Below are 12846 nucleotides of genomic sequence, written 5' to 3' on the forward strand. Positions count from 1 at the left end.
AAAAAATCGTTCCACCATCAATACGGTTCGGTTAAGAATTTTTCGTCATAATTTTGGATATGTAGAGACGCGATATATCGCGTCTCTACAGGATTTAAATGCCAATCGATTTGTCTTATCCGAACCGTATTGGTTCCACCATCATTTTCATTGTTCCTTGTGAGCGCAGCTCATGGAGTCTCTTGCAAAAATATTTTTACCCCACCCTAACCCTAAGCGTAAACGGGGCTACGGTGTACACACAAGTATACGCCGCAAGGGTTTCAACTCTTTTAGCCCCATAAATACCCAAGTTTCGGTCAACTGAAAACTCCATTTATCAGGCTAATTTTAAGGCTAGGGTAACGAAACCAAGTTTTAGGTGGGATTTCAAGACTTGTGTGTACACCGTAGCGTAAACGGGGAGGGAACTAAATCTTCCCCGCGTGAACGGGGGGATTTAGGGTGAGGGTAAAGATTCATGCAAGAGGTCTACCAATGACCAATGACCATTGTACAGACGCGATGAATCGCGTCTCTACCAATTATTCACAATTCGATAATGAAGAAAAACTTCTTGGTCTACCCTATCAACTTCTATAAGTTGTAACCGAGGAGCTAGTTGTGGTAGAAATCCTTTACCTTCAACTGGTGTTGGCGCAGCAGCACCACCTAAAAGCAACGGACAAATAGTCAGCCAGAGTTCATCGATTAAATCTAATTCCAGCATTGAGGCGACTAGTTTACCACCACCTAATATTGCTAGTTCTCCTATTCCCAATTTTGATAGATGCTCCACAGCTGCTGCAATATCAATTTTTCCCTCTTTTGTTTCAAATACCATAATCTGCTCAAATTCAGACCGTTTCTGCCAAAAAATTGCCCCTGTGCTTGTGGTGAGTAACCAACGTTGAACTGGCTGTTGAAAAAAGCGAATTTCCGGATTTAGGTTAGCTGCTTGTGTAGTTACAATATGTACTGGTTGAAGGGGCTTACCCCTTTGTATCCGATTTTGCAGTAGTTGTGGATTTGTTACGGTGAGTGTCGTACCGTAGGCGCGCAGAGTACCAGCACCAAATAGAACTGCATCAGCAGCAGCAATTCTGTTTTCCAGATGTGCTTTATCACTCTTAGAGCCAAAACGAGCAGGCGATCGCGTAACATCAGCTATTTTGCCATCTGCACTCATGGCTAAAACCACCGTAGTATAAGGTCGGTATAGCACCATTGTTTTGATTTGTATATTTTGTCTATATTTTGACTTGGGATTCTCAAAAAAATAATGCTGGCAAATTCCTGTTTACAACTAATTTCACAACTTTATTTGCATCTAGTAAAAGTTGCAATTAGAACTAGTTGCTTTCAGGGTTTGTATAATATATATTTTTTTGCTATCCAGCTATCTAATGGTTTAAAATTTTTGACATCAACCAATATTTATCGCTTAAAAATAGTAATTAATCTAATTGCATTTGGTTGCTGTTGTGGTTTGCAAATGCCAAGTGAGAGTGCCGATGGCTAACCAGCGTCAATCCTCCTTTCGGCGGATTTTAGTATCAAAAATTTTGCTGATATCTGTTCCAGTTTTATTGATAGGTGAAATAGTTGCCTATCAAAAAGCACGTTATAGTCTTTTAGAAACTGCTCGTCAAAATTTAACAGCAAGCGCCGTTCTCAAAGGAGAAAAAATTGCGGATGCGATCGCTGCTTTAAAAGCTAATTTGCTCACAGCTACTCAAACACAGGTGATTAAATCAGGTACACTTGCTCAAAAAGAAGAATTTATCAATCAACTAGCACAACAGCAAGCACGGCAAATCGAATGCATACAATTAGTAGATTCTAATAGCGCTGAAATAAGTGCTAGTACATGTGGACAGGAACCTCTTAATGAGTCTAATCCTGATTTTGCTAGCAACGGATTAGAAGTAAAACTATTATTAACATCAACTTTCAACACAACCAGTAATAGAGATGAACAAAGTAAACTGAAATTATTGCTATCAGCCCCAGTCTATGATCAGGCTGGTCAATGGCGCTATAACTTAGTTTTCAAATCAGCATTGTTACGCGAAAAAATCAAGAATAAACCAGGTTTACTAACAGGCTCTACAGTTGTGATTGCCGAAAACGGCATAATTTTAGCACATCCAATTGCCAGTCGAATTGGTAGTAATATTGCCCAGCATATAGATGCTTCACGTCTGCAAATGATAGTGAAAAATGCCATTTCTGGCAAACAAGATACTCTGCATCTATTTTTTGATAAACAGGGAGAAGAATTACTCGCTGGTTACACTGCTATTAACAGTCCAATCATTCAAGAAAAACAGCAAAAATGGGTGATTTTAGCGGTTACTGGTCTAGATAATGCTTTGTATGATTTAGGACAAATCAAACTAATTTTAATCGTTTTGACAGTTGGTTTAATTGCTGCTAGTGTGTTGGTATCTTTGTATTTAGCTCGTTGCCTAGCGCTTCCGGTTGAAGAACTGCGTGACTATGCTCTCAATCTCCACAGTTACCACAGCACAGTACCAGTACCGCACAACTTAAAAATTCGAGAATTCAATCAACTAGCGCAAGCTCTAGATCAAATGGTAGAACGGCTCAAAGCTTGGGCGGAAGAAGTAGAAATAGCTTGGAAAGAAGCCAAAAACGCCAACCAGAGTAAAAGCCAATTTTTAGCAGCAACTTCCCATGAATTGAGAAATCCATTACACATTATTATTAACTGTATTCGCCTAGTTCGAGATGATTTGTGTGATAACCGAGAAGAAGAACTAGAGTTCCTCAAACGTGCTGATGATACAGCAATTCACTTACTAGGCATTATTAATGAATTGCTTGATATTTCCAAAATAGAAGCTGGTAAACTCTCTGTATCTTTAGAACCAACTGATCTTCAGAAATTACTCAAAGAGGTTATTAATTTGCAATCTGTGAATATTCAACAAAAAGGATTGCAGTTAAATGTTCCTCAACAAATGAGTGAGCTAATTATAGTGAATGCTGACCCAGCTAAATTGAAGCAGGTATTAATTAATATTATCGGTAATGCCACTAAATTTACTGATGAAGGTAGCATCACAATTACAACAGAAATTGAACAAATTGATCGTAAATACCAGGTAATTGTTAGTGTTCAAGATACAGGTGTGGGGATTGATCCCACCCAACAACAAAAGCTATTTCGCCCATTTGTCATGGTGGATGATGCTACTACACGCAAATTTGGCGGTACTGGGCTAGGACTAGCTATTTCACGGAACTTAATTGAACTAATGGGAGGTAGGATCACCCTTGAAAGTAGAGGTATCAATCAAGGTACAACAGTGAGCATTATTTTACCCTTGATAGATACCCGCCAGGAAATAACAGAAAATGAGGACAATAGGAAAGTTGGAGAATTAAACTCTGTTAGCCAAAAACCAGAACTCAGTACAGATTTGTGTTCAGTACAACAGGTTTGCCATCCTGGTTAAGTGATTCTGTCAGAGCTGCGAGAATATTGACTAACTGTGTCCCTACCCAACCAGATGAAACTGGACAAGGACTATTATTGTGGACACAGTTAAGAAAGCGATCGCACACTCGTTTTAATGGTTCATTTTTTTCAATTTCCAGTACTTGTTGACTTTGATTTATAGGAATATAATTACTTCCTTGCATTTCTAACTCCCCATGCAGCAGCGTTAAAGGTGATACAGCTGACATTTCATCAAAAATCAAACTACCTCGACTACCCACAACCACTAAACGTCGTTGCTTGTCAACATTCAGCCAACACAAATGAATATAAGCTTGAAAACCATTAGCGTAATTTAGTGTCACCCAAACCAGATCGGCAAGTCCCTCCTTTAGCCACACCCTACCCAAAGCCTGTACACTCACTGGTTGTTGACCTAACCAAGCATTGAATATTGCAATATCATGAATAGCTAAATCCCATAGTGCATCAACATCTTGGCGAACTGGCCCCAAATGGGTGCGACAAGCATAACCGTAGCGCAAATCCCCTAATTCTCCTGCTTGAACAAAAGTTTGCCCTCGTTCCACAGCTGGATGAAATAGATAAGTATGATCAACCATAAGTTGTCGTTGCTGTTTTTGGGCTAGCTGGCAAAGTTTATGGCATTCTGTTGGATCTAAAGTTAAAGGTTTTTCTGCCAAAACATGGTATCCCCAATCTAAAGCGTCAGAAATCAAAGAGTAATGTGTGCTGGCAGGAGTAGCAATTACTACTGCATCTAAATCTATAATTTGTTTAATTTCTGACCACTCGGTTGTAAATAACACATGATTATTTGTAGTGTTATTTGAAAAATATTGGTGTTTTATCTTTGCTAAACATTCTGGATTCTGGTCTACTACGGCTGCAACCATAACTTGGGGATGCTCCAGAAAATTCCTTAGCAAATGTACACCCCAACGCCCTATTCCAACAACAGCGATTTTAATTTGATTTGTCATTAGTCATTAGAGACGCGATAATCGCGTCTATACAAGAGTCAAGAGTAGAGACACGATGTTCCTTATGTCTCTAATCAATCCTCTGTAGGATTTATAACAATCGTCATTGTTAAATTCCCTGAATTTATAACTTTTGTCTCTGGATTAATTAGTGTTCTTCCTGTGTATTTAAAGTTAAATAAGCAACTTTTGCGGCGGCTTGTTCGGCAGCTTTAATTGAACGTCCTTTACCTTCACCAAGTTTTTGCCCGTGTAGCCACACTTGAGCTATGAAACGTTCTTGATTATTATGAGGCTGGCTAATTTCTACAACTCGGTATTCTGGTAAAACCTTAAAATGCGCTTGAGTCCATTCTTGGAGAGCAGCTTTATAGTTTAGTCTGGCTGGGTCAAGGCGAATTTCTGCTGCTAGTTCTTTGAAGTGAGGGTCTAGCCAAGGACGAATTAAATCAAGATTGTTAGTACTGAGGTAAAGCGCTCCTAGAACTGCTTCAAAAGCATCTGCTAATCTCGATTGTTGACCAACTTTATCAGCAGTAGCACTGCCAGCCACAAGTAAATATAGTTCAAAACCGTAAGAGCGTGCTAACTGGGCTAAAATGCGATCGCTCACTAATACCGAACGAATTGCCGCAAAATCTCCTACCGGACAAGTGGGATAATTCTCCCACAACACAATTGCTGACACCAACCGCACTACAGCATCACCAACAAATTCTAAATGTTCATAATTTGCTGAGTCAGATACGGTCGGATGAGTCAGTGCTAAGTCCAGCAGTTCCCATTTAATTGGTCCTTCTACTGCCAAACCTAATTTTCTGACTAGACTTTCAAGTTGTCGTTGTCGGCGTGGATAAGCGAGGGTCATCCGATTTTAGATTTTAGATTTTAGATTTTGGATTCATCAGGCACAGTTAGCACATTACGTCCCCACATTGAGTGCCGTTACAGTTGTGGAATCTAGAACTTTTTACTTTCAAAAAAGTATTGATCAATAATCAATAGTCCTGTTTTTTGTACATATTACGTACAATTTTAGTGTATACGGTCTCTAAAACATATAGCTTTATTTGATTCCATTTGACACTCCCTGGGCTAAAGCCGCAGGGATTCTTAAGACATTGCTGCCTTAATATCCTGTTAGTACAGGTTCCCAGGCTCAACACGTTTGCCACGAGGGCGTGCTGATGTCTCCTTACGATTTTTCGGGCGTGTAAGTTCCGAGGAGTCCCCCCGTACTATAGAAAATGCTCTATCCCTGATGGTTTTTGCAGCACCAATATCCGCATTCGTCATGTAGCCACATTGAGTACAAATGAACTTTTCACCATCACGATTTGATTCATCAATGTAACCACAATTACGGCATTTTTGACTTGAGTGTTTTGGATTAATTTTAATTACAACCTTTCCTTGCTTTGCAGCCAGATACTCGATTTTTAAAATTAATTCAGCCCAACTCGCATCAGAGATAGAGCGATTCAATCCTTTTTTTCTGGATTGACCATTCTTTAAGAACCTTCCAGTTTTTTCATCTATCTTGGGTTTACAACGACGCTTCATTCCTGAAACATTGAGATTCTCTACAGCGATAGCATCAACGTTGATGTTAACAATTTTATTCGCTGTTTTCCACTGGTAGGCTTGACGCTTATCAGCTATTTTATTATGTAACAGCCCTACTCTTTTAGCAGCCTTTTTTCGATTACTGCTACCTTTGAATTTTTTGCTAATTCGTCTTTGTCTAATTTTGAAAGTTCGCTGAGTTTTCTTGTTAGTTGAAAACTTAGGATTTTCAATTTGGTAATTATCCGAAAGATGTACTAGTTTGGTAATTCCTAAGTCACAACCAATTATTTTATTAACCTCTGTCAAAGGTTTAGCAACGTAGTTTGGTAATGTCTTATCTTCAATTCTGATAGAAACATACCAACCATCTTGACGCCTACGAATTGTGGCAGCTTTAATTGTAAATCCGTTGGGTATGGAACGAGAATTGTAAAAACGCATCCATCCCAACTTTGGTAAATATATTTTGCGACCTTGAACCTTCACACCCATTGCATACGTAAAAGATGTGAAGTTAGAACGATTTTTGAATTTGGGAAAACCCCTACCCTCAAAAAAGTTTTTGTAAGCAACGTCAAGACGTTTTACGTTTTGCTGTAACACTGTTGAATCTATTTGGGCATACCAAGGTCTAGCCTTTTTTAATTCTGGTAACGCAGTAATTTGAATATCACCAGCACCACGGCGAGGGTTTTTCTGTTTAGAATCTTTCCAAGGTTCACCCGTTGCTCCATTATTGCTAACAAAACACGTCAATGGACAAGCATGAGCCTTCGTTCTGATATCACAGTATTCACCTTGAATATGTTGTTGTGAGTATTGGGTTAATCGGTCATTTAAACACCAGTTGTAATGACTTCTGAGCATATCAACCCAACTACTCATTTTCAAATTTTGACCCGTGTTAGGACGTAGCTTATATACATAGTTTGTTAGCAAGATTTAATCACCTCCTTTGTTTTGCTTAATTAGCTATATGTCAATATAAAAGTAACGCCAATGAAGGACATAGTGAAGACTAAGAGATTAAATGTAAGAATGACAGACCGTAGATATCATAAGCTACTCTTATTATCGGCTGAATTAGATAGAACTATCAGCAGCATGATAGATGAATGGATAGATTCACTTCCAGAACCAAAAAAACAAAACATCACGGAAGCCTAAAGCCTTCATAGGCGGCTTTCATCCCTTGTCTAAAGCACGAAATTCGCAACTACGTTGCTGTTTCTCAAGGGTTTTCAGCCAGCCATCCTTATAACCCCTCTATCTAGAGGGGCATAATTACTTATTGACCACTACCATGCTTCATAGTCAGTTTTTATTTAGCTAGTAATCTTTGACACTGCTCAAGCATGAGTTTTACACTCCACAAATCTAGAAGCTTCTGTTGATATCTTCTAGAATCTTCATCTTTTAACCATTCGTTGTTTTTAGTAGCACGTATCAATGCTTTTTGAGTAACCGTAGGTTGACCGAGTAAATCAAGTGCAACATTAATTGCATGATACGCTTCTATTCCCGGTGAATGTATTCCAACTCCATCCCTCATTTGCTCAATAGCTTTGTATGGAAATCCAGTAAGCATATTTATCCATGCTTCTTTTTTTCCCCAATTGCCTAACGGTTGAATACCGTACTTTCTCCCTAGTTGCTGCAATTGTGGCAAGCTAAGGTTTTTGAGCGATTCTCTTGATAACATAATGATTGTCTGTTGATTTACGTTGACAGATTTGGGGACTACTAAGTTACCAGCCAAATAGTCCCCATTTAATTTATATATTGGTTAACTAGCTAATAAGTCAATATTTATGTAGTTATCTTAATGGCACGTAAAGGTGGTAATCCTGATTTAAAAAAATATGGTTTTACTCCTGAAGGAGAAGAATCATTAAATAAAATGCTTGCGGTTAAAGTTACAGAAACAATGTTTAACAAAGTAAAAAGCTTGCCTAACTCTGCTGAATTTATCAGACAAGCAATTCAAGAAGCATTAGATAAACTCGAACAACAATAAAATTAAACCTGTAAGTAAATCAGCGGGAATAAACCCAACCATATTACGAAAAGTAAACAAACCTAAAATCCTTACCAATGACAATTGACAATTGACAATTGACCAATGACCAATGACAAATGACAAATGACAAAAAAAGAATGGAATGTAGCTTGTGATTGCTATCATTCCATCTTGGGAAAGAGTTGGTAGTAAGCCGGGTTCTGTTCTCTTAAATTAAGAGGGCGGTTATCTATCTGGGACGGCTGTTACCAGACGCCTCTAGCGGCTCTTATTGTGGAACTGGTAAAAGACCAACCATAGTTCCATTCGCCTTGCTTCCAACCGGGGTTTACCGAGCCAACACCTCTCGATGTTGCTGGTGCGCTCTTACCGCACCTTTGCACCCTTACTAATTTTGTCCTTTGTCATTTGTCTTTTACAAATGACTATTGCACAGACGCGATTAATCGCGTCTCTACAAATGACTAATTAGCGGTATTTTTCTGTGGCACTATCCTCGCGATCGCTCGCACTGGGCGTTACCCAGCAAGTTTGGTCTTTCGGAAGCCCGGACTTTCCTCAAACTAGCCACCTCTGGGCTAATATGCAACCGCCTACGCCTACTCTCTCCCATATTCAGTTTAATCTTGAATGACAGAAATTAACGCCGTTTATTCCAAGGCATTGCATAATACCAAGGCAGTTTTTTGATTGTAAAAGGACAATCGACAATACACATGGCAGGTTTATTTTCACCAGGAACTAGACCAACCCGCAATTCGGAGATTCTTAATACTAGTTGCAAGGAAAATTTTAATTCCTGTTTTCCATCTATAAAGTTTTGAAATAATTTTCTTTGGGCTTTAACAGGACTTTTTTCTAGCGCACTGATATTAATTAAAGGGGTATTAACTTGATATGTTTTTGTTAATTCATCTAACTTAAAAACATCTTCAGCGGCCACTGCTGCCGAAAGAGTTTTGGTAGGAGCAATTAAGCTAGGACTTTGTGGTACCGCAAGGTCACGCGTCAAATCTGGTGATTTGCGAATTACTCGCCGCGATTGTTTGCTATATTCAACTACTAAAGAGCAGTTATCCCAGTCTACATACAAAGCTAGGTTTTGTGATTTGTTCTCAATACTTACAGATAATTCCTTCAATTCATCAATGAAATATGAGGGGCTGAGTTTAAAGGAGATGCCTATATCATCTTGAAGATTTTTTTCTTTGAGTTGATCATCAACAACATTTTTTTCATAAATAAATTTAATTTTGTCGTCGATAGACTCAATCATTTTCGTAAATGTATAAGTTACGCCAATAATGTATAGCGTTAAAAAAATTAAATTACCCTCATTTCTCGCTACCATATATATAAACTCCTCTAAAAATTTTTATGGGCAATTATTTGCTAAACATTTATCAATTATCAGTTCTTGATTCTATAGTAATTAACTGATAACTGTACAGACGCGATGTTTTTCGCGTCTCGAACAAACTGATTTAACGGTCTAACCTCGAACTATTTTCTAGCCAACCCCTTCGCCAGAAAATATATAATAAGACAATGGCTATTATTGCCATGAGTGCCAAACAAGCTGGATACCCCCAATACCAGTTCAACTCAGGCATATTATATGGTGATTTTTCTGTATTAAAATTCATTCCATAAACACCAGCAATAAAAGTTAGAGGAATAAAAATAGCTGAAATCACAGTTAGCAATTTCATGATTTCATTCATTCTATTACTGACTGCTGAAAGGTAAACGTCCATTAAGCCCGATGCAAGCTCTCGATAGGTTTCTACCATATCTATGACTTGCACCGCATGATCATAACAGTCTCGCAGATAAATACGGACTTCATTAGTGATCATTTGACTATCGTCTTGAATTAACCTATGAAGTGCGTTGCGTTGGGGCCAGATTGCACGACGCAGTTGTAATAATTCTCGTTTAACTTTATAGATTTTCCTTAATGTTTTTGGTGTCGGTTGAGCGATGACTTCATCCTCTAAATCTTCAATACGTTCACCATATTTTTCTAATACAGGAAAAAAGCCATCAATAATTGCATCTAAAAGAGCGTAGGCTAAATAATCTGGTCCATTTTTGCAGATAATACCCTTATTTTTAAAAATGCGCGATCGCACTGGTTCAAAGCAATCTCGTTTTGGTTCTTCTTGAACCGTCAGCAAGTAATGTTTTCCTAATACAAAACTCACCTGTTCACTATGGAAGCCATGAGATTTTTTTTTAGGCATAACCATACGCGCAATGATGACTAGTTGGTCTTCATAATCTTCAACTTTTGGGCGTTCTGGCACATTGACAACATCTTCTAAAACTAAAGGATGTAACTCAAAAACCTGTCCCAATCTTTGTAAAATATCTTCACTACCTAAACCACGCACATCTACCCAAGTTACCGAATTAGTATCTAGATAAGAAGCACACTCTTCTGGTGTTTCTATTTCTTTGCTAATTGCTTCAGTGGAATTATAGTCGATTAATACAATCTTGGATGGCGGCGCGTCTGCATCAACAATAATAGTCCCTGGTAAAGTTCCAGGATAGTGATAAAAATCTTCGTGTTCTGATTCAGTTACTGTTGAATTTGAGTGATGCTTTTTTTTAGTCATATTATTTTACCTAAATAGTTATTGATCATTATCACTAACCACTGTACGAGCGATCACTATATGCGCCTCCAATAACCACTAACATTACTAAAACTAAAATGAAAAAACAGTTTGTCTTGGTAAGACAAACTGTTTCAAAATCTCTAGATACAGACAGTATGAGACTACATCATACCCATACCCATACCGCCCATACCACCCATACCGCCCATACCGCCCATACCGCCCATACCGCCCATATCGGGAGCGCCACCAGCGGGTTTCTTCTCAGGTTTTTCAGCAACAACAGCTTCGGTGGTTAAAACCATAGAAGCAATAGAAGCTGCGTTTTGCAAGGCGTAACGGACGACTTTAGCAGGATCGAGAATACCTGCGGCGATCATGTCTTGAAATTCACCAGTAGCAGCATTGTAGCCGACGTTGAATTCTGTAGTACGAACTTTTTCAACAATGACAGCACCTTCCGCGCCAGCGTTGTCTGCGATTTGGCGCAGGGGTGCATCGAGCGATCGCTCAACAATATCAGCACCAATTTTTTCTTCGTCGTTGAGGCTGTTTTTAATTTCGGCGACTTTTGTAGCTAGGTGAATCAACATTGTACCACCACCAGGGACTATACCCTCTTCTACAGCAGCTTTGGTGGCATTCAAAGCATCTTCAATTCGCAATTTACGATCTTTGAGTTCAGTTTCTGTGGCTGCACCGACTTTAATTACAGCTACACCACCAGCTAGCTTGGCGATGCGTTCTTGTAGTTTTTCCCTGTCATAATCCGAATCAGTCTCTTCCAATTGCTTACGAATTTGACCAATACGCTTCTGTACGTCGCCTGAGTGTTCGCTACCAGCAACGATGGTTGTGTTGTCTTTGTCAATGGCAATTTTCTGGGCAGTTCCCAGCATTTCCAAAGAAACAATATCTAAGCTTAAACCGATTTCTTCGGAAATTAACTGTCCACCAGTGAGGATAGCAATATCTTGCAACATAGCTTTGCGGCGATCGCCAAATCCAGGTGCTTTAATAGCAGCAGCTGACAGCACACCCCGCGCCTTGTTGACTACCAAAGTTGCTAAAGCTTCACCTTCTACATCTTCAGCAATAATCAACAGGGGTTGACCCAAACGGGCAACTTTTTCTAAAACAGGTACTAAGTCTTGAATATTGCTGATTTTTTTATCAGTAATTAGAATGCGGGCATTTTCAAATTCCACCGTCATCCGCTCATTGTCGGTGATAAAGTAGGGGGAAATGTAACCCCGGTCAATCTGCATACCCTCAACTACTTCTAATTCAGTAGTTAGGGATTTGGATTCTTCCACGGTAATTACACCATCTTTGGTGACTTTTTCCATGGCTTCGGCAATCATGGCACCAATTTCTTCGTCGTTACCTGCGGAAACAGTAGCGACTTGAGCAATGGCACTTCCTTCTACTGGCTTGGCAACTTTGGCAATTTCCTGTACCAGCTTTTCAACAGTTTTTTCAATACCGTGTCTTGTTGCAACTGGATTTGCTCCCGCTGCTACGTTTTTTAAGCCTTCACGGATCATTGTTTGTGCTAGTACTGTTGCTGTAGTTGTACCATCACCAGCGACTTCTTTGGTTTTAGAAGCAACTTCTTGGATGAGTTTTGCACCTGTGTTTTCGAGGGGATCTTCTAGTTCAATTTCTTTTGCAACAGTGATCCCATCATTGACAATTTGGGGTGTACCAAACTTTTTTTCTAAAAGGACGTTGCGACCCTTTGGCCCCAGGGTGATTTTCACTGCATCAGCAAGAGTATTGATACCCCTTTCTAAGGCACGTCGGGAATCTTCATCAAATGCAATAATTTTGGCCATATTTTTTAGTTTGGTTTAATTTGTGAGTTCTTCCATTAGACAATTTAGCACTCACAAGGTAAGAGTGCTAAGTCAGTCAATTTTGGATTTTAGATTGACTTCAATCCAAAATCTAAAATTGCTAGTCAACAAGCTATGGCTGTTGAGTTGATTAATCTTTAACTAGGCTATAGGAGGATATAGGTTGATGGATGTAGGGAAATCCACCCAGAAAAATCCAAATTTCCTCCTATTCCCTTAATAAACATTACGGAAAGCCAAAGAAGATACGCCTATATACCCTCATATTTGTAGTGAGAAAACAAAATGATTGTTATACACTTGATGCTGATGTTGGATA

11 protein-coding genes and 1 other RNA gene are annotated in these 12846 nt (G+C 39.0%); 3 read left to right on the top strand and 9 right to left on the bottom strand.

What is annotated here, in order from left to right:
* Window positions 1-517: 517 nt before the first annotated feature.
* On the bottom strand, window positions 518-1207 hold the full coding sequence (locus tag B4U84_RS03370; RefSeq protein ID WP_131115545.1) for a RibD family protein: 690 nt from the start codon (window positions 1205-1207) through the stop codon (window positions 518-520).
* A gap of 286 nt (window positions 1208-1493) precedes the next feature.
* On the opposite strand from B4U84_RS03370, the gene B4U84_RS03380 reads away from it, so the two are divergent.
* Complete coding sequence (locus tag B4U84_RS03380; protein WP_131115549.1) at window positions 1494-3464, top strand: sensor histidine kinase; 1971 nt, start codon at window positions 1494-1496, stop codon at window positions 3462-3464.
* Here the strand turns inward: B4U84_RS03380 and B4U84_RS03385 are convergent.
* The 3 genes from B4U84_RS03385 to B4U84_RS03395 form a co-directional block, all read right to left on the bottom strand.
* The gene (locus B4U84_RS03385) at window positions 3418-4452 is read right to left on the bottom strand and encodes a Gfo/Idh/MocA family oxidoreductase (protein WP_131115551.1); all 1035 of its coding nucleotides are present in this window, start codon (window positions 4450-4452) and stop codon (window positions 3418-3420) included. The genes B4U84_RS03380 and B4U84_RS03385 overlap by 47 nt on opposite strands.
* Window positions 4453-4600: 148 nt before the next feature.
* Window positions 4601-5320, bottom strand: coding sequence for a ribonuclease III (gene rnc / locus B4U84_RS03390; RefSeq protein WP_017311930.1), 720 nt, complete (start codon window positions 5318-5320; stop codon window positions 4601-4603).
* Between the two features lie 272 nt (window positions 5321-5592).
* Window positions 5593-6960, bottom strand: a complete 1368-nt coding sequence (locus B4U84_RS03395) for an RNA-guided endonuclease InsQ/TnpB family protein (RefSeq protein WP_131115553.1) — start codon at window positions 6958-6960, stop codon at window positions 5593-5595.
* A 99-nt stretch (window positions 6961-7059) separates the two neighbouring features.
* Here B4U84_RS03395 and B4U84_RS31870 point away from each other — a divergent pair, with 99 nt between their 5' ends.
* The gene (locus B4U84_RS31870) at window positions 7060-7188 is read left to right on the top strand and encodes a hypothetical protein (RefSeq protein ID WP_278248280.1); all 129 of its coding nucleotides are present in this window, start codon (window positions 7060-7062) and stop codon (window positions 7186-7188) included.
* Between the two features lie 154 nt (window positions 7189-7342).
* Here the strand turns inward: B4U84_RS31870 and B4U84_RS03400 are convergent, their stop codons facing one another.
* Complete coding sequence (locus B4U84_RS03400) at window positions 7343-7723, bottom strand: hypothetical protein (protein ID WP_131115555.1); 381 nt, start codon at window positions 7721-7723, stop codon at window positions 7343-7345.
* 123 nt (window positions 7724-7846) lie between these two features.
* On the opposite strand from B4U84_RS03400, the gene B4U84_RS03405 reads away from it, so the two are divergent.
* Window positions 7847-8038 (top strand): hypothetical protein, encoded by a 192-nt coding sequence (locus B4U84_RS03405; protein WP_017311932.1) that lies wholly within the window; start codon window positions 7847-7849, stop codon window positions 8036-8038.
* Between the two features lie 177 nt (window positions 8039-8215).
* Here the strand turns inward: B4U84_RS03405 and rnpB are convergent.
* The 4 genes from rnpB to groL form a co-directional block, all read right to left on the bottom strand.
* Window positions 8216-8647: RNase P RNA component class A (gene rnpB / locus B4U84_RS03410), an RNA gene on the bottom strand.
* Window positions 8648-8681: 34 nt separating this feature from the next.
* Window positions 8682-9392, bottom strand: coding sequence for a hypothetical protein (locus tag B4U84_RS03415; protein ID WP_026082018.1), 711 nt, complete (start codon window positions 9390-9392; stop codon window positions 8682-8684).
* A gap of 133 nt (window positions 9393-9525) precedes the next feature.
* Complete coding sequence (gene corA, locus B4U84_RS03420; protein ID WP_017311934.1) at window positions 9526-10665, bottom strand: magnesium/cobalt transporter CorA; 1140 nt, start codon at window positions 10663-10665, stop codon at window positions 9526-9528.
* Window positions 10666-10829: 164 nt separating this feature from the next.
* Entirely contained in the window at window positions 10830-12506 is a 1677-nt protein-coding gene (gene groL, locus B4U84_RS03425; RefSeq protein ID WP_131115557.1) for a chaperonin GroEL, read from the bottom strand.
* Window positions 12507-12846 lie beyond the last annotated feature (340 nt).

This window comes from Westiellopsis prolifica IICB1 (genome assembly GCF_004323185.1).
Taxonomy (GTDB): Bacteria; Cyanobacteriota; Cyanobacteriia; order Cyanobacteriales; family Nostocaceae; genus Pelatocladus; species Pelatocladus prolificus_A.